This is a genomic window from Streptomyces sp. XY006 (assembly GCF_002237655.1).
Taxonomy (GTDB): domain Bacteria; phylum Actinomycetota; class Actinomycetes; order Streptomycetales; family Streptomycetaceae; genus Streptomyces; species Streptomyces levis.
Genome location: NZ_NOKT01000049.1, coordinates 18,623 through 34,449, shown reverse-complemented (window position 1 = coordinate 34,449; position 15,827 = coordinate 18,623). Strand labels below are relative to the sequence as shown.

General features: G+C 75.4%; 16 protein-coding genes and 2 pseudogenes. 7 read left to right on the top strand and 11 right to left on the bottom strand.

The window, feature by feature from the left end; genetic code table 11:
* A pseudogene (locus tag CHR28_RS37945) lies at positions 1 to 654 on the bottom strand (hypothetical protein); the annotation flags it as partial.
* Positions 655 to 961: 307 nt separating this feature from the next.
* Here CHR28_RS37945 and CHR28_RS35795 point away from each other — a divergent pair.
* Entirely contained in the window at positions 962 to 1,324 is a 363-nt protein-coding gene (locus CHR28_RS35795) for a DUF1304 domain-containing protein (RefSeq protein ID WP_094057902.1), read from the top strand.
* 11 nt (positions 1,325 to 1,335) lie between these two features.
* On the opposite strand, the gene CHR28_RS35790 is transcribed toward CHR28_RS35795, so the two are convergent.
* Complete coding sequence (locus tag CHR28_RS35790) at positions 1,336 to 1,758, bottom strand: DUF5994 family protein (protein ID WP_094057901.1); 423 nt, start codon at positions 1,756 to 1,758, stop codon at positions 1,336 to 1,338.
* A 177-nt stretch (positions 1,759 to 1,935) separates the two neighbouring features.
* On the opposite strand from CHR28_RS35790, the gene CHR28_RS35785 reads away from it, so the two are divergent.
* Entirely contained in the window at positions 1,936 to 2,310 is a 375-nt protein-coding gene (locus CHR28_RS35785) for a DUF6479 family protein (protein WP_094057900.1), read from the top strand.
* A gap of 43 nt (positions 2,311 to 2,353) precedes the next feature.
* The gene (locus CHR28_RS35780; protein ID WP_094057899.1) at positions 2,354 to 2,839 is read left to right on the top strand and encodes a hypothetical protein; all 486 of its coding nucleotides are present in this window, start codon (positions 2,354 to 2,356) and stop codon (positions 2,837 to 2,839) included.
* A 538-nt stretch (positions 2,840 to 3,377) separates the two neighbouring features.
* Here CHR28_RS35780 and CHR28_RS35775 read toward each other — a convergent pair.
* Positions 3,378 to 5,060, bottom strand: coding sequence for a glycoside hydrolase family 13 protein (locus tag CHR28_RS35775; protein ID WP_179272681.1), 1,683 nt, complete (start codon positions 5,058 to 5,060; stop codon positions 3,378 to 3,380).
* Between the two features lie 298 nt (positions 5,061 to 5,358).
* Between CHR28_RS35775 and CHR28_RS35770 the strand changes: the two genes are divergently transcribed.
* Positions 5,359 to 6,300: an LAETG motif-containing sortase-dependent surface protein gene (locus CHR28_RS35770; RefSeq protein ID WP_094057897.1), complete on the top strand. Its 942-nt coding sequence runs from the start codon at positions 5,359 to 5,361 to the stop codon at positions 6,298 to 6,300.
* A gap of 72 nt (positions 6,301 to 6,372) precedes the next feature.
* Here CHR28_RS35770 and CHR28_RS35765 read toward each other — a convergent pair.
* Positions 6,373 to 7,352, bottom strand: a pseudogene (locus CHR28_RS35765) (nucleoside hydrolase).
* Positions 7,353 to 7,407: 55 nt separating this feature from the next.
* Positions 7,408 to 7,947 carry a YceI family protein gene (locus tag CHR28_RS35760; protein ID WP_094057896.1) on the bottom strand — a complete coding sequence of 180 codons (540 nt, stop codon included), beginning with the start codon at positions 7,945 to 7,947 and terminating at the stop codon, positions 7,408 to 7,410.
* A gap of 142 nt (positions 7,948 to 8,089) precedes the next feature.
* On the opposite strand from CHR28_RS35760, the gene sigJ reads away from it, so the two are divergent.
* Positions 8,090 to 9,016: an RNA polymerase sigma factor SigJ gene (gene sigJ, locus CHR28_RS35755; protein WP_094057895.1), complete on the top strand. Its 927-nt coding sequence runs from the start codon at positions 8,090 to 8,092 to the stop codon at positions 9,014 to 9,016.
* A gap of 16 nt (positions 9,017 to 9,032) precedes the next feature.
* Here sigJ and thrS read toward each other — a convergent pair whose 3' ends face one another.
* A complete protein-coding gene (gene thrS, locus CHR28_RS35750) occupies positions 9,033 to 10,256 on the bottom strand; it encodes a threonine--tRNA ligase (protein ID WP_094057894.1) in 1,224 nt (407 codons plus the stop codon).
* 579 nt (positions 10,257 to 10,835) lie between these two features.
* On the opposite strand from thrS, the gene CHR28_RS35745 reads away from it, so the two are divergent.
* On the top strand, positions 10,836 to 11,618 hold the full coding sequence (locus CHR28_RS35745) for a hypothetical protein (protein WP_094057893.1): 783 nt from the start codon (positions 10,836 to 10,838) through the stop codon (positions 11,616 to 11,618).
* Between the two features lie 33 nt (positions 11,619 to 11,651).
* On the opposite strand, the gene CHR28_RS35740 is transcribed toward CHR28_RS35745, so the two are convergent.
* The 3 genes from CHR28_RS35740 to CHR28_RS35735 form a co-directional block, all read right to left on the bottom strand.
* A complete protein-coding gene (locus tag CHR28_RS35740; protein ID WP_094057892.1) occupies positions 11,652 to 12,443 on the bottom strand; it encodes a GAF and ANTAR domain-containing protein in 792 nt (263 codons plus the stop codon).
* A gap of 155 nt (positions 12,444 to 12,598) precedes the next feature.
* The gene (locus CHR28_RS38680; RefSeq protein ID WP_256984594.1) at positions 12,599 to 12,724 is read right to left on the bottom strand and encodes a hypothetical protein; all 126 of its coding nucleotides are present in this window, start codon (positions 12,722 to 12,724) and stop codon (positions 12,599 to 12,601) included.
* A 16-nt stretch (positions 12,725 to 12,740) separates the two neighbouring features.
* Positions 12,741 to 14,084 (bottom strand): helix-turn-helix domain-containing protein, encoded by a 1,344-nt coding sequence (locus CHR28_RS35735; protein WP_094057891.1) that lies wholly within the window; start codon positions 14,082 to 14,084, stop codon positions 12,741 to 12,743.
* Positions 14,085 to 14,233: 149 nt separating this feature from the next.
* On the opposite strand from CHR28_RS35735, the gene CHR28_RS37940 reads away from it, so the two are divergent.
* Complete coding sequence (locus CHR28_RS37940; RefSeq protein WP_179272680.1) at positions 14,234 to 14,401, top strand: hypothetical protein; 168 nt, start codon at positions 14,234 to 14,236, stop codon at positions 14,399 to 14,401.
* Between the two features lie 44 nt (positions 14,402 to 14,445).
* On the opposite strand, the gene CHR28_RS35730 is transcribed toward CHR28_RS37940, so the two are convergent.
* Both CHR28_RS35730 and CHR28_RS35725 read right to left on the bottom strand, forming a co-directional pair.
* Positions 14,446 to 14,970 carry an ATP-binding protein gene (locus CHR28_RS35730; protein ID WP_094057890.1) on the bottom strand — a complete coding sequence of 175 codons (525 nt, stop codon included), beginning with the start codon at positions 14,968 to 14,970 and terminating at the stop codon, positions 14,446 to 14,448.
* 87 nt (positions 14,971 to 15,057) lie between these two features.
* Positions 15,058 to 15,723, bottom strand: coding sequence for a GAF and ANTAR domain-containing protein (locus CHR28_RS35725; RefSeq protein WP_094057905.1), 666 nt, complete (start codon positions 15,721 to 15,723; stop codon positions 15,058 to 15,060).
* Between the last annotated feature and the right edge of the window lie 104 nt (positions 15,724 to 15,827).

Genomic DNA, 15,827 nt, shown 5'->3' with positions numbered 1-15,827 from the left:
GCCCTTGCCGCCGCCGGACGCGTCGGCGCCGGAGGAGCCGTTGCCGCCGCCCGCGCCGCCCTCGGCACCGGCCGCGCCCTTGCCGCCGCGCTCGGACTCGGTGTCGTCCTGGCCGCGCTCGCCGCCGCCGGGGCCGCCCTGACCGGCGTCCACGTCGCCGTACCCACCGCCGCCGCCACCGGCGGCGATGAGCAGCGGCGTGCCGTCGGCGGTGCGCACGCCGGTGCTGTTGCCGCCGGCCGCGGCGTACCGGCCGCCGCCCGCGCCGCCGAGGGCGTCACCGAAGCGCTGGTCGCCGACCGCGACCGACAGCTTCTCGCCGGGCGTGACGTCGAGCGTGCCCGCGGTGTAGCCGCCCGCTCCGCCGTTGGCGAAGGGCGTGCCCTCGCCGCCCTGGCCCCAGGCGCGCACGTCGAGCGCCGTGACACCGGCCGGGACCTGGAAGGTCTCGCGGGCACCCGTCGGGTCGAACAGCCGGCAGCCGGAGAACCCCGCCGTCGGGGTGCAGGCCTTCCCGGCGAGCACCTGGCCGCCGGCGGCCGTGGCGGTGGCGCCGGTCAGGGCGGTGCCGCCGGTCAGGGCCAGCAGGGTCAGGGCGGCCGCGCCGCTCAGGTACCGGGCACGCCGCGGCACGGCGGCATGGTGATGCGTCAAGGGAACTCCCCCACTCGTCACACGCTCCCCCCCTGGGAGCCGGACATCGCTCGTTCAGAATCGAACAGAACTCGCGGGACAGCTGATCAAACTTGGGGCTGCCGGTCAACTGATAAGCACGCGCCGGGCGTCGGCGCCCCGCGGCACCGGCGGGCGGGAAGGCCGGGCCGGGCTCCCGAGCGGCACACGCGGGGACGCGACGGCCCGGCCGGCCTTCCTCTGGCCGCAATCTGCCACCCGGCACCCCGCGGCGCCTCCCGGGCGGGCCCGAACGGGGACGGCGGGGCGAGGCTGCGATGATGCGCGCATGTCGACTCTCGCCACCGTCGCGGTCCTGGCCCTGGCCGCGCTCCACGTCTACATCCTGGTGCTGGAGATGTTCCTGTGGACCACGCCCCGGGGCCGGGCCGCCTTCGGCACCACGCCCGAGTCCGCCGAGGCGACGAAGGCCCTCGCCGCCAACCAGGGCCTCTACAACGGCTTCCTCGCCGCCGGTCTGCTCTGGGGCGCGATCGCCGCGGACCCGGTGGGATTCCAGGTCTCGGTGTTCTTCCTGGTGTGCGTGGCGGTCGCGGGGGCGTACGGCGCCGCCACCGCGAGCCGGAAGATCCTCTTCGTGCAGACCGTCCCGGCGCTGGTCGCGCTCACCCTGGTGCTCGTCGCGCACTGACCGCGCACCGCTCACGCGCCCTGGGTGACGGCCTGCTCCATCAGCCGGCCCGCCTCGGCCCCAGCCGTCCCGGGCGGCACCACCAGCAGGTCCCAGCGGCCGCGGCCCGGGGCGAGCAGACAGACGGTGTCGGAGGCGGTGGGCGAGTCCCGGCGGTCCCGGCGGCCCACGTGGACGGCCTGGCCGGCCACGTCCACCCGCTCCGGGCAGTCGAGCCAGATGTCCCCGTGGACGAGGACGCTGCTGATCCGGCCCCAGGCGCGCGGCAGCCCGGCCAGCAGCCCGGGCAGTTCCGCCGCCAGGTCGTACGAGCGGGGCCACCACGCCCCGTCGATCTTCCGGGCCGTACGGCGCTCGCGCGGCTGGTCGGCGAGCCTGAGCCGGGCCCCGGACGGGGCGGGGACCTGGGGCGGGGGCGAGGAGGCGGACGTCATGGGGGCTCCTGCTGCGGACGGGGAGGCGGCCGCAGGCCGTGCGGCCCTCGCTGTGCGACCTACCCCGGTTCCTCCACCGTACCCGCACGGCGGTGCGGGAGGCGGGCCGTCCGGCCGCCCCCCAGGGCATCGGACATTCCGGGCGCTTTATGCCAAGGTGTCGGCGATAATCGGAGCATGAATACGGCAACGTACGAAGTGCTGGCGGCGTCGTCAGACCACGCGGTCGCCGTGACCATCGCCTTCATCGCCGGCCTGATCGTGGCCTGCGCCCTGATCTGGGCCGTGCGCGTCGGGATGCAGGTGATGGACAAGGACACCCACCACCCGGACCCGGCGGAACAGCCCCATCTGCCGGACACCGGCCCGGTCCGCGAGATGCGGGAGATGCGCGAGCCCGACGACGTGCCGGTCATGGACCCCGACGGGCGCCGGCTCCTGCCGCACGAGCTGCACCGCGCGAGCACCAGGACCGGCAAGGACCAGAAACCGCGCCGCTGGTCGCCCGGATCCAGCGGATCCTTCGGCGGCGGCGGCCTCGGACGCACGTGATGCCGTGAGCCGTGCGGCCCGCACGGCTCCCCCGGGAGGCGAGATGGGTGCCCGACACCGTACGCGCGGGGCCGCGGCCGGGGCCGCCCTCGCGCTCGCCCTGACCGGTGTGCTCGCCGGCTGCGGCGGCGACAGCGCCGAGGACACCGCGCGCAAGGCGGAGTCCGCGGTCGGGTCGATCGCCTCGCGGGCCACGGAGGCGGTGGAGTCCGCCGCGGCGGAGGCCGAACGCCGGCTCGGCGACATCCAGGACGGCGTCGATGTCAAGGGCGACGTCGAGGCCGGCAAGCCCGTGACCGGCTCCGACGGCCGGGTCCGCAGCGAGATCACCGTCCGCAACACCGACGACACGGCCCGCTCCTTCGCCGTCCAGGTCGACTTCGAGGACTCCGGCGGACGGCTGGTCGACACCGTGATCGTCACGGTCGGCCATGTACAGGCGGGCCAGTCCGCCACGGCCACCGCCCGCAGCACCCACGACCTCTCCGGCGACATCCGGGTGGAGGTACCCCGGGCGGTCCGCTACTGACACGCCCCACGCCGGGCCCGGCCCCGCCGGTGCCCCTCGCCTCCGGACGGTGCGCCCCCGAACGGGGTGAGCGCGACGGTCGAGCGATTCGCCGGCGCGACGGCGGAGACCACGGCGGGCACCGGCTGCTGACCCACGCGCCTAGCCCCGCGGGCACCCGCTGCTCTGACCCATCCGCGTAGCCCCCGCGAACACCCGCTGCTCACCCGCGCACGTGGCCCCGCAGGCCGCCCGCTGCCCACCCACGCGCATGGCCCCGCAGGCGCCCCCTGCCCACCCACGCGCAGGCCCCGCAGGCGCCCCCTGCCCACCCACGCGCAGGCCCCGCAGGCGCCCCCTGCCCACCCACGCGCAGGCCCCGCAGGCGCCCCCTGCCCACCCACGCGCAGGCCCCGCAGGCGCCCCCTGCCCACCCACGCGCAGGCCCCGCAGGCGCCCCCTGCCCACCCACGCGCAGGCCCCGCAGGCGCCCTCTGCCCACCCACGTGCGTGGCCCCGTGCCCGCCCGGGGCGTGGGGCCACGCGGCGGCGGACCGGGCTACCTCCCCAGCCACACCGTCGTGTCCGGGCCGAGTCGGCCGTTCTCCAGCGGTGCGCTGCTCAGCAGCACCTCACCGGCCGGCAGGGCGACCGCCGACGCGGTCAGGTTCGTCACGCAGCGCCAGCCCTCGCCGCGGTCGAACTGCAGGACACCGTCCGGGGCGTTCGCCGCCCAGGTCAGCTCCTCGCCGTCGAGCAGCTTGCGGCGCAGCCGCAGCGCCGTGCGGTACAGCTCCAGGGTCGAGCCCTCGACCCCGTCCTGCGCCTCCACGGCGTACCCGGCGAAGCCGGGCGGCTGCGGCAGCCAGGCCCCGCCGGGCCCGAAGCCGTACGACGGTCCGGCCGTCGTCCACGGCAGGGGCACCCGGCAGCCGTCCCGGCCCTTGCGGACGTGTCCGGTCTGTTCCCAGATCGGGTCCTGGAGCACCTCGGTGGGCAGGTCGGCGACCTCGGGCAGGCCCAGTTCCTCGCCCTGGTAGAGGTAGGCCGAGCCGGGCAGCGCCAGCATCAGCAGCGTGGCCGCCCGGGCCCGCCGCAGCCCGGCCGCCTCGTCGACGGCCGGGGCGCGCCCGCCGGAGAGCAGCCAGGCGTTGAGGTCGGTGTCCGGCGGGAGCATCAGCCGGGAGGCGTGGCGGATCACGTCGTGGTTGGACAGCACCCAGGTGGCCGAGGCTCCGGCGGCCCGGGCCGTGGCGAGCGAGTCGGTGATGACCTGCCGCAGCTCTCCGGCCTCCCAACGGGCCTGGAGATACTCGAAGTTGAACGCCTGGCCCAGCTCGTCCGGGCGGGCGTACAGGGCGCGCCGGGCGCCGGGCACCCATGCCTCGGCGACGGCCATGCGGGGCGGTTGGTACGCGTCGAGGATCTTGCGCCAGTCGCGGTAGATCTCGTGCACGTCGTCCCGGTCGTAGAAGGGATGTGTGCCGGGCGGCAGGGCGGTGAGCGCCTCCTCGCGGCTCAGTTCGGGCCGGCCGAGGTCGCGCAGCGGTTCGCTCAGGTCCTTGACGAGGGCGTGGGCGACGTCGACCCGGAAGCCGTCGACCCCGCGGTCGGACCAGAAGCGCAGGGTGGTGCGGTGGTCGGCGCGGACCTCCTGGTTCTCCCAGTTGAGGTCGGGCTGCTCGGGGGCGAACAGGTGCAGGTACCACTGCCCGTCGGGCACCCGCTGCCAGGCGCTGCCGCCGAAGACGGACTGCCAGTCGGTGGGCGGGAGTTCACCGTGCTCGCCGCGGCCGTCGCGGAAGACGTACCGGTCGCGGGCGGCCGAGCCGGGTCCGGCGCGCAGGGCCTCCTGGAACCAGGCGTGCTGGTGCGAGGAGTGGTTCGGCACGATGTCGACGATGACCTTCAGACCGAGGCGGTGGGCCTCGGCGACGAGCGCGTCGAAGTCGTCCAGGGTGCCCAGGCGCGGGTCGACGTCCCGGGGGTCGGCGACGTCGTAGCCGCCGTCGGCGAGCTCGGACGGGTAGAAGGGGCTCATCCACAGGGCGTCCACGCCCAGCGCGGCGAGATGGGTGAGACGGCGGGTGATGCCGCGCAGGTCGCCGAGTCCGTCACCGTCGGCGTCGGCGAAGCTGCGGGGGTAGACCTGGTAGACGACGGCCTGCCGCCACCAGTCGGGGTCGCGGGACGACAGGTCGAGGGTGGAGCGATCGGTCACGCGGTCTCCTTTGCAGGGCATACGGGCGACAGCATTAAATCTGTCCAGAATGCCGGAAAAAGGAACCATCATGTTGGTCGGAGTGATCCATTCCCACTGTGGTGGAAGTGTGATGGAGCGGTAACTTCCTTTGCGTTCCCGCAGGTTGACAGTGTGCTGCGGCGCCGCCACCATGAGGACGCACTGAGGCGCATGTGACCAATGAGCCCAGTGTTTCTCCGACCACTCACCCCCGGTGCGGCCCCGGCAGCCGCGCGCCGCGCGCTGCCCGCATGCCGCCACCCGGGTTCCGGCACACGCCAAGAAACGGGATACCCCTATGTCCATAGCGAGACGTGTCACCGCACGCCGCCTGCTGGGGACGGGCGCCGCGGCCCTCGTCCTGTGCGCCGCCTCCGCCACCACCGCGTTCGCCACCGGTACGCCCGGCGGTGACGGCTGGTCGTCCGGCGGCAGCTACAAGCCCGGGACGGGCGCGGGCACGGAGACGGGGACCGACCGCTGCCAGTTCTCGCTCGACGGCACGGTCTTCCAGGACTCGGTCAAGGTCGACGACCAGAACCTGAAGCCGACCGAGGACGGCAAGGTGCACATCAAGGTGCGCACCGCCGGTGACGCCTCGACCTGCACGGCCTCCCTCGCCTCCTACCTGGCCCACGGCCCGACCTTCGCGACCTCCGGCGAGCAGGTCTTCGTCGACTTCGACACCGTGACGGTCAAGCCCGGCGGCACCGACTCGCTCGACATCGCCATCCCCGACCAGGGCTGCTTCGCGCAGATCGACCTCTACCGGGGCGCTGTGAAGTTCGACGGCGAACTCGACGCCAAGGACGGCTTCGAACACGGCGAGCTGCCCAAGGGCCCGGACCGCCCGGTCATCAAGGACAAGCTGATCGCGGCCTGGAACGGCGGCACCGAGGACTGCACGAAGCGGCCGCCCGCGGAGGAGGAGCCGCCCGCCTCCACGCCGCCCGCGACCCCGTCGGAACCGGCTGAGGGCACCACCCCGCCGGCGTCGCCGTCCGAGCCGTCGGAGCCCTCCGCCCCGCCGTCCGAGGACACCGACACCCCCACCCCGAGCGCCTCCGAGTCGACGCCCGCCGCCCCGAAGCCGAACGGCGGTGGCGGCGACCTCGCCGAGACCGGGGCCGACGGCAACACCGGCCCGATCGCCCTCGGCGCGGCGGCGCTGCTCGCGGGCGGCGCGGCCCTCGTCGTGACGACCCGCCGCAGGGCCAAGCGGAACGCGCCGGGCGCCTGATCCGCGTGCGGTGACGCCCCCGCGCTGTCGTCCGGCGGCGACAGCGCGGGGGCGTCTTTTCCGTGTCCGGCGCTAGAGCGTCCCCTCGACGGTCGCCAGGTACAGCTTCACGTAGCGCTCCACGTCCACGTCCAGACCCACGTCCACCAGCGCCTGTTCGCGCGTGCCCTCGTGCAGTTCGGACTCGCCCGGGCGGGGGCGGCGGTCCACGATCGTCATGCCGCGGGTGGGGCCGGGCGCGAGGGAGACGTCGACGGGGAGGCGGTGGGTCGTCAGGCCCTCCGGGTCGGCGACCGCGCACAGCGCCCCCGCGTCACCGAGACCGCCGGCCGTCTCGTCCGGGTCGCCGGGGCGGCTGCCGGGGTGCGCCGGGCGGTGGGCGAGCAGGTCACCGGCCAGCCGGGCCCCGGCTCGGAGCTCGCGCGCAACTGCCGTACCTGCTCCGCGGGGACGACGACCCGCGTGAACACGTCCAGCCCGTACATCGTGATCGGCACTCCGGCCGTGAGCAGGATCGCGGCCGCCTCCGGGTCGTGCCAGACGTTGAACTCGGCGACGGGCGTGGCGTTCCCGGTCGCCGCCGCGCCGCCCATGAACACGATCCGCTCGATGTTGCGCACGACCTCCGGGTGGGTGCGCAGCAGCAGCGCGATGTTGGTGAGCGGCGCGGTGGGCACCAGTGTCACCGGGCGCGGAGAGGCGAGGATCTCGCGCCGCAGCAGCGTCACGGCGTCCACGCCGGCGGGCTCGCGGGCCGGTCGTGGCAGCCCCAGGTCGCCCATGCCGTCGCCGCCGTGCACGTGCCGGGCGGAGCGGGGCGCCTCGATCAGCGGCCGCTCGGCACCCCGGGCGACGGGGATGTCGGGGGCGCCCGCCTGCTCCAGCACGGTCAGGGTGTTGCGGACGACCCCGTCGACGTCGGTGTTCCCGGCCACGCAGGTGATGGCCCGCACGTCGAGCGCCGGATGCCGTACGGCGAACAGCAGGGCGAGGGCGTCGTCGACACCGGTGTCGCAGTCGATGATCACCGGGATGCGCTGTCCGTCCGTCACGACGAGGCTCCTTCCGCCGGCCCCGCGCGGGGCGCGTACCGGCGACCCTACGACGTCAGGACCGCCGTACCGCCGTGACGTCGAACTCCAGCGTCACCCTGCGGCCGATCATGGCACCACCGCCGGTGACGCCCCAGTCCACGCGGTCGATGACGGTCCTGCCCAGGAAGCTCGCCCGGAACGCGCCCGAGTCGTCGCTGCCGGCGCCGGTCAGGGTGAAGTCCACGGTGACCGGCCGGGTCACACCGCGGACGGTCAGGTCTCCGGTGACCTCGAAACCGGTCGCGCCGGTCTGCTTCACCCGGGTCGAGACGAAGGTGAGGGCGGGGTGGGCGCCCGCGTCCAGGAAGTCGCCGCCGCGCAGGTGCTCGTCGCGCTTGCGGTTGCGGGTCTGGACGCTCCCCGTCCGCACGGTGAGGCGGACCGAGGAACCGGACGGTGTGCCGCCGTCCAGCCGCGCGGCTCCGTCGAACGCCTCGAACCGTCCCCGGACCCTGGACACCAGTGCCGCCCGGGCGGTGAAGCCGATGCGGGTGCGGGTGGTGTCGAGTACGTAGTCGCCGGTCAGTTCGCCGAGTGTGGCCGCCGTGGTCATGCTCGCTCCCGAGAAGAGAAGGGGTCTCAGCGGTACGACGAGACAGCCGCGCGGAATGTGAGGCGGGTGCGCCGGCCTCACATTCCGGGACGCTGTCTCGTCGTAGGGGTGAGGACGTCCACGACCCGGGGAGCATCCCGCCATGACCACACCGCCCGATCCGGCCGACGACCTGGACGTGCTCGCCCGGGAGCGGCGGCACCTGCTCAACCTCGCCTACCGCCTGCTCGGCTCGCTCGCCGAGGCCGAGGACGTCGTGCAGGAGACCTACGCCCGCTGGTACGCCCTCTCCCCGCGGCAGCGGGAGGAGATCGCCTCGCCCGGCGGCTGGCTGACGACCGTCGCGGGGCGCGTCTGCCTCGACCTGCTCGGCTCGGCCCGGGCCCGGCGGGAGCGGTACGTGGGGGAATGGATCCCGGAGCCGCTGCCCGGCCGGAGCGAGTGGGTCGGCGGGCGGTGGGACGACGGTACGGCGGAGCCGGCCGACCCCGCCGACCGGGTCACCCTCGACGAGTCCGTCAACATGGCCTTCCTCGTGGTGCTGGAGTCGATGACCCCGGCCGAGCGCGTCGCGTTCGTCCTGCACGACGTGTTCCGCTACTCCTTCGCCGAGGTGGCCGAGATCGTCGGCCGCACCCCGGCCGCCTGCCGCCGGCTGGCCTCCTCGGCCCGCCGCCGCATCCGCGCGGCCGGGCCCCCGACGGCCCCGGTGGCCGAACAGGCCGAGGTGGTCAGAGCGTTCAAACGGGCCTGGGAGGCCAGGGACATCGCCGGTCTCATCGGGGTGCTGGCTCCCGACGCGACGGCGACCGGCGACGGCGGCGGACTCGCCCCGGCCGCCCCGCACCCGGTCGTGGGTGCCGGGCCCGTCGCCCGCTTCCTCGCCGACCGGGCCCGTGCCGTGCCCGGCGTCACCCTGCTGGAACGCACGGTCAACGGCCGCCCCGGACTGGTCGCGCGCCTCGACGGCGTCACGGTGTCGGTGCTGGCCTTCGACATCGCGCACGGCCGGGTCCGGCACATCTGGGCCGTCCTCAACCCCGACAAGCTCCGCCCGTGGACCCGGTGACCGGCGGGACCCCCGGCTACGCCGGCTCCTCCCACAGGGAGGTGCCGCGGGCCGCCACCCGGGCGCCGATGCGGTCCAGCAGCTCCGCCGCGGGCAGCGGATCCGGCCGGCGGCCGTCCCGCAGCCGTACCGCGACCCGGCCGGCGGCGGCCTCGCGCCCGCCGATCACCGCCTGGTACGGCACCAGCCGGGTCGCGCGGACCCGGGCCGCCAGGGTGCCCTGGGCCGGGTCGGCGACCTCGGCGCGCAGGCCCAGTTCGCGGGCGCGGCGGGCCAGCGCGTGCGCCTGTCCGGCCTGCTCGTCACCCACCGGCAGGACGGCCAGCTGCACGGGGGCCAGCCAGGGCGGGAACGCGCCGCCATGGGTCTCGAGGAGATGGGCGACCGCGCGTTCCACGCTGCCGATGACGCTGCGGTGCACCATCACCGGGCGGTGCCTGCCGCCGTCGGGTCCGATGTAGTGCAGGTCGAAGCGTTCGGGCTGGTGGAAGTCGATCTGGACGGTGGACAGGGTGGTCTCCCGCCCCGCCGGGTCGGCGATCTGCACGTCGATCTTGGGGCCGTAGAAGGCCGCCTCGCCCTCGGCGGCCTCGTAGGGGACGCCGGAGCCGTCCAGGACCTCCCGGAGCAGCGCGGTGGCCCGCCGCCACAGCTCCGGGTCGGCCACGTACTTGCCGCCCTCGCCGGGCAGGGAGAGCCGGTGGCGGGACGCCTCGATGCCCAGGTCCGCGTAGGCGCGGCCGATCAGCTCCAGCGCGGCCCTGGCCTCCGCCACGGCCTGCTCCAGGGTGCAGAAGATGTGCGCGTCGTTGAGGGTGATGGCCCGCACCCGGGTCAGCCCGCCGAGCACCCCGGACAGCTCCGAGCGGTACATGCCACCCAACTCGGCCATCCGGTAGGGCAGTTCGCGGTAGCTGCGGGCGCGGGAGCGGTAGATCAGCGCGTGGTGGGGGCAGAGACTGGGGCGCAGCAGGACCTGCTCGGCGCCCAGCTCCATCGGCGGGAACATGTCGTCGCCGTAGTGGTCCCAGTGACCGGAGATCTCGTACAGCTCGCGTTTGCCGAGGACGGGCGAGTACACGTGCCGGTAGCCGGCCCGCCGTTCCGCGTCGCGGATGTACTCCTCCAGGGTGTGCCGCACGATCGCGCCGTCGGGCAGCCAGTACGGCAGCCCCGCGCCCATCAGCGGATCGGTGTCGAACAGCTCCAGTTCACGGCCGAGTCGGCGGTGGTCGTGCATCGTGGCTCCTCCGGATGCGGTCTTCCCGGAACGAGCACCGCGCGACAAAGCCCCGGGGCACTCGCCCCGGGGCTCGAAGACGTCTACGTCAGCTGTCAGCGCGCCGGGACACTCTTCGGCGTCGTCGTGGCGGACGGGAACGGCTGGACGCGCTGCATGGGCGCGACCGTAGCAGGGGCGCCGCAAGCGCGGCGACGGCTTTTCGGGCGGCGTCCGGCCCCGCCCCGGACCGCCGGGCAGGGCGTTGCCTCGCGCGTCCTACCGCAGCGCGGCCCCCGCACCCGCGCGACACGCCCCCGCGTCCGCCCCCGCTCACCCGGACGGCCCGTCGCGCTGGTGGGCCGGCAGCGCGGCGACGGCCTTTCGGGCGGCGTCCGGCCCCGCCCCGGACCGCCGGGCACGGCGTTGCCTCGCGCGTCCTACCGCAGCGCGGCCCCCGCACCCGCGCGACACGCCCCCGCGTCCGCCCCCGCTCACCCGGACGGCCCGTCGCGCTGGTGGGCCGGCGGTCGTGGTGGTGCCGTATGAGCATCGCCCCGATCTTGGTCAGCCCCGGCCCGCCCACCAGGAGGCACTCCGATGACCCACCCTCCGGCCACCACCCGTGCCCTCCTCGTCCCCGCGCTGGCCCTGACCGCCCTGGTGGGCACGGCCGGGTGCACCCTCCAGGACGAGCCGCGGCCCAAGTGGTTCTCGGCGTCCGCCTCCCCCGCCTCGCCCGCCGCCGAGCAGCCCGCCGCGCCCGGGGACGGTCTCACCGAGGCGCAGGCGCAGGCGGCGCTGGTCACCGAGGCCGACCTCGGGGAACCCTGGGGCCCGACCCGGGGCGCGCGGACCTGGCGGGACGGGCTGCTGAAGGCGACCGCCGAGGACCCCGAGTGCCGGCGGCTGCTGGACGTGCTCTACACGGAGGAGCTGTTCGGCGCCCCCGAGGGGCCCGGCGCGACGGCCGCGTTCGACGCCGCCGACACCGACGCCCAGTTGCGCTACCGGGTCGCCGCCCATCCCCCGGCCGCCGTCGACCGCACCCTGGACTGGCTGCGGGAACTGCCGGACCGGTGCGGCGAGTTCACCGCCTCCACGACCCGCGGCGGCGTCCAGGGCGTCCAGGTCGGTGACCTGCCGCTGCCGCCGGCCGGGGACACCCGCCAAGCCCTGCGGATCACGCTGTCCGGCGAGACCGAGGAGGGGGAGCTGACGTACCTGACGATGGACATCGCCGGCGTGCGGGTCGGCGCGGAGGCGATCGTCGTCACACACGGGGGACTCGACGAGGTGGACGCCGAGGTCACACGGGAGACCGTCCGGCTCGGCGCCGAGCGGCTGGCGGAACTCACCCGCCGGGGCCGAGCCCAGATCTGACCACCGGCCCGGGGCGGTCGGCCTGCGGCCGGGTCAGTCCTGGTCGAAGCGTCTGCGGTGGGCGATCACGTCGCGGGCCACGTCCAGGGCCGTGCGTCCGCTGGCGAAGGCGTCGGCCCGCAGCCGCGCGAGCGCGACGTCGGTGCCGACGCCCAGCTGCGCCATGATCATGCCGACGGCCTGGTAGACCTCGTCGTGCTCCGAGGCGAGACCGCTCAGCCAGGGCTCGGCGTCCTGCGCCCCGGACTCGTCCCCGCGCGGCAGCGCCATCAGCGCGACGGTCATGACCCCGGCCACGAGCCGGGCCACGTACAGCTGGCGGTCGGTGAGCCCGCCGGGGGTGTCGCGGTACAGGTCGAGGGTGCCGACGCACAGCGCGTCGCTGCCCAGCGGCACCGCGTACACCGCGCGGACCCCGGCCGCGGTGGCCTGCTGGGCGAAGACCGGCCAGCGCCCGGCGTCCCGGCCGCTCGTCAGGTCGCAGGCGAGCACGGGCGCCCCGTCCGCCAGCGCGCTCTGGCAGGGGCCGTCCCCCAGGGTGGCCTGGATCTGCGCCAGCCGCGCGGCCTGCGGGCTGCTCGCGCTCAGCTGTACGGGCATCCCCTCGCTGCGCAGCGACACGCTCGCGCCGGTCACCGGCAGCAGTTCGACGGCCACCTCGCACAGCCGCCCCGGCACCTCGCCGGGCTCGGCGCCGCGCACGCCCCTGGCGATCACATCGGCCGCCCGGACCCCGTCCAGGTCCAGATCACCGCCCCCCGGACCCGGTGCGCCCGGGTCGCCACCCGCCGCGCCGTGGGGGTCGTCCCTGGGCCGCACGGCCACCGCCTCCTTCGATCACCGCGGCGCACATCGCCGGACTCGCGCCCGGAGTGCTGCCCGGCTACCCATGGGACATGGGCCGAAACCCCGGCCGGGCCCCACCCCACGGGGGCCCGGCCCCAGCTCTCCTCAGCGCTTCCGGCACCTCCCGGCACGTCTCAGCGCTGCTCGGAGGAACTGCCCGGCTGCGGCACCGGCCGTACCGACGCGGCGTCCACGACCGGCGGCCAGGCGGCATCCACCCCGAGGGCGCCCTCGGGATGACAGGTGCCGGTGACCGTCACCCAGGTGCCGGGTTCCTCACAGCGGGGGCTGTGCGGGGGCGGGGCCGAGGGTGGTGGTGCCGGGGGCCGTGCGGTGCCCCAGGCCCGTCCGGTAGGCGTCCAGGGCCGCCTCCACCCGCCCGGTGCGGCGCAGCAGGTCGCCCAGCAGCCGGCACAGGTCGGCCAGGTCGCCGGCGGCCCCGGCCCGCTCCAGCAGGCTGAGGGCGCGTACGTAGTGCTCCTCGGCGTCCTCGGTGCGGCGGGCGTCCTCGGCGATGATGCCGAGCAGCCGGTGCGCGGCGGCGGCGTGCACGGCGCCGCGCTCGGGGGACAGATGCCCGAGGACGTCGTGCAGCAGGGCCGCGGCCTCGTCGGACCTGCCGCGCCGGTGCAGCACGTCGGCCAGTTCGACGGTGACCTGGCTGCTGTACAGGGCGGCGCGCTTGGCCGTCAGCATGCCGAGGGCCTCGCGCAGTTCCTCCTCGGCGCGTTCCAGCCGCCCGTCCTGGGCGTAGACGTAGCCGCGCATCCAGTGGCAGTTGGCGAGTTCGGTGCGGATCTGCAGGCCCCGGTACAGCTCGGCCGCCTTGGCCAACGAGGCGTCGGCCTCCGCGAGCCGGCCCTCGGCGACCAGGGTGCGGGCGACCGAGCGGTGCATCCGGGCGACCAGGGCCGGGTCGCCGGACTGCGGGGCGAGCGCCAGGGCGAACTCGGCCGCCTGGGCGGCGCGGGCGTGCGCGCCCATGTCCATGTACGGGCCGATGGCGCTGGCGTAGAGCAGCAGCAGGGCGTCCGGGTCGTGCAGGCCGCCGCGGTTGAGTTCGTCGAGGGCGGTCTCCAGCAGGTAGACGGCGTACCGGAGCTCACCGGCGAGGTAGTGCGCGACGGCCCGGCCGCGCAGGGCCGGGACCCGGGCGGGCAGCGGCGCGCCGGCCAGGCAGGCCTCGGCCCGCTCGAAGTACTCCCGGCCCGGCACCAGCTCGCCGGTCTCCAGGGCGCACTCGCCGAGCCCGAGCAGGGCGGCGGACTGCTCCGCGGCCAGGCCGTGCGTCTCGGCCTCGGCGAGCAGCTCGGCGTACTGTCCGGCCGCGGCCTCCGTCTCGCCGACGGCGAGGGTCCGCTGGGCCTCGGTCAGCCGCAGCCGCAGCTCCGTCACCAGCCGCGCCGAACGCCCGGTGGCGAGCTCGTCGAAGGCGACGCCGAGCCGGCCGGCGAGATGCCGCAGGGCGTCGTCGGAGGGCCGCACCCGGCCCGACTCCAGGGTCGAGATGTAGGCGGGGGTGTACACGGGCTCCGCCAACTGCCTTTGCGTCAGTCCCCGTTCGACCCGCAACCGCTGCACCCGGCGGCCGATGGTCCCCGGATCGTCACGCTCCCCCACACCCGCTCCCCCCACGCCAACTCCCCCTGAGCCTCTTGCCGTTCGGCCTGGACAGCCCCTAGGTTAAACGGAGTGTTAAGCCGAATTGTTGAAGACGCTTAATACGTTGCCGCCGTAGTCGCCGCCCCTGTTGCGAGGTCGCCGTGCTGATGCGCACACGCACCGCCGAGCGGTACGCCCGAGGCTTCGCCGCCGCCCTGGTCGCCATGGCCACCCTGCTGCTGGCGGCCAACGCCGGACCGGCGCAGACGGCGGACGCCCAGCCGCCCCGTCCCGCGACCCCCGTCACGGACGCCGGGGCGGCCACGAGCCACTGACCGTCGGCTGTGGCGCCCCGGGCAGCCGGGCCGGCCGGTCACGGTCACGGCCCCGGCGTCATCGGTTCCGCGAGCGCCGTGGGAAGGACGGTCCGCTCGGGCGGGCCGGGGGTGTCCTGCGGGGGCAGGCGCAGGTAGGCGGTGATCTGCTTGCCCACGGCGCGGGGCGCGACGGCGACCCGGTGGCTGACCTTGTGCACCAGGCGCCAGCCGTGGCCGCCGAAGCGGCGCGGGTCGGGCGTCCGGGACTCGGGGCGGCCGGGTGAGGTGTCCCACACGGTGATGGCCAGGTGGTCGCCGGACAGCCGCAGGGCCATCCCGCACGGTCCGGGCGCGTGTTTGACGGCGTTGGTGACCAGCTCGCTGATCGCGAGTTCTGCGTCCTGGACGGTCGGGGCCGGCATGTGGGTGCGGCCCGTTCGTGCGGCGTGGGCGAGGACGGCGTGCAGGGCTCGGCGCGCGTCGACGGAGCGTGCCGTGCCCTCGGCCCAGGCCACGCCGTAGTGCAGCGTGGCGTGCTTGCCTGGGTCCTGCGCATCTGCCGCCTGATTCCTAAGCGGGATGGCCATGCGGACTCTTTCGTTGTGGTCGCCGTTCGACGGCTTTCCGCGATGCGTTTACCCGCCCGTCGGCCCGGCACACCGGCGGCCGCGTGCTCAGGCGGGGCCGGTGTGGTCGTCCCGGACCTTCAGGGCGACGTCGCGCAGTTTGATGTTGTGGTGCTGGGAGATGCGGCGCAGCACGGCGAAGGCGTCGTCCTCGCTCATGCGGTGGCGCTCCATGAGGATGCCCATCGCCTCGCCGATGGCGTGACGGGTGTCCAGGGCGTGCTCCAGCTGGTCGATCGTGCGGGCACCGGCCAGGGCCACGGCGGCGTGCGAGGCGAGCAGCCAGGCGGCCGTCTCGATGTCCTTGCCGAACGTCCCCGGGCGGCGGGAGTACAGGTTCAGCGCGCCGAAGTCCTCGTCGTCGGCGTAGAGCAGCACGCCGGTCATGCTGCCGATGCCGAGCTCGCGGGCCGCCGCCGCGTAGCGCTCCCAGGTGGGCTGCGGCCGGGTGAGGTCCGCGATCCGGTACACGCGCTCGCCGTCCTTGCGGCGGGCGAGGTCGAAACAGGGCCCCTCGCGCAGCTCGCCCTGCAGGCGGTCGGACTCGCGGACCAGGTCCCCGCAGGCGGCCAGGGTCACGGCCCGGCCCTTGCGCACGGCGAGGATCCCGGCCGCGTCGCACCCGTCGACCAGCCGGACCGCCGCCGCTGCGATCTCGTCCAGGGTGGCCTGGACGGAGTCCTGGGCCAGCAGGTCCCGGGCGAGCAGCGCCATGCGCTCGGCGTACTCACGCCACTCCACCGCCACCACCACCTCGTCCCGGTCCCGGCCACCGTACCTCCGGGACCTCGCGGGAACGGGCCGCCGGAGCACGCCCC

Excerpts from the sequence above, each read along its gene's own strand:
- CHR28_RS35795 (WP_094057902.1), top strand. The coding sequence starts at position 962 with ATGTCGACTCTCGCCACCGTCGCGGTCCTGGCCCTGGCCGCGCTCCAC.
- CHR28_RS35790 (WP_094057901.1), bottom strand. The coding sequence starts at position 1,758 with ATGACGTCCGCCTCCTCGCCCCCGCCCCAGGTCCCCGCCCCGTCCGGG.
- CHR28_RS35785 (WP_094057900.1), top strand. The coding sequence starts at position 1,936 with ATGAATACGGCAACGTACGAAGTGCTGGCGGCGTCGTCAGACCACGCG.
- CHR28_RS35780 (WP_094057899.1), top strand. The coding sequence starts at position 2,354 with ATGGGTGCCCGACACCGTACGCGCGGGGCCGCGGCCGGGGCCGCCCTC.
- CHR28_RS35775 (WP_179272681.1), bottom strand. The coding sequence starts at position 5,060 with ATGCCCTGCAAAGGAGACCGCGTGACCGATCGCTCCACCCTCGACCTG.
- CHR28_RS35770 (WP_094057897.1), top strand. The coding sequence starts at position 5,359 with ATGTCCATAGCGAGACGTGTCACCGCACGCCGCCTGCTGGGGACGGGC.
- CHR28_RS35760 (WP_094057896.1), bottom strand. The coding sequence starts at position 7,947 with ATGACCACGGCGGCCACACTCGGCGAACTGACCGGCGACTACGTACTC.
- sigJ (WP_094057895.1), top strand. The coding sequence starts at position 8,090 with ATGACCACACCGCCCGATCCGGCCGACGACCTGGACGTGCTCGCCCGG.
- thrS (WP_094057894.1), bottom strand. The coding sequence starts at position 10,256 with ATGCACGACCACCGCCGACTCGGCCGTGAACTGGAGCTGTTCGACACC.
- CHR28_RS35745 (WP_094057893.1), top strand. The coding sequence starts at position 10,836 with ATGACCCACCCTCCGGCCACCACCCGTGCCCTCCTCGTCCCCGCGCTG.
- CHR28_RS37940 (WP_179272680.1), top strand. The coding sequence starts at position 14,234 with ATGCGCACACGCACCGCCGAGCGGTACGCCCGAGGCTTCGCCGCCGCC.
- CHR28_RS35730 (WP_094057890.1), bottom strand. The coding sequence starts at position 14,970 with ATGGCCATCCCGCTTAGGAATCAGGCGGCAGATGCGCAGGACCCAGGC.
- CHR28_RS35725 (WP_094057905.1), bottom strand. The coding sequence starts at position 15,723 with ATGGCGCTGCTCGCCCGGGACCTGCTGGCCCAGGACTCCGTCCAGGCC.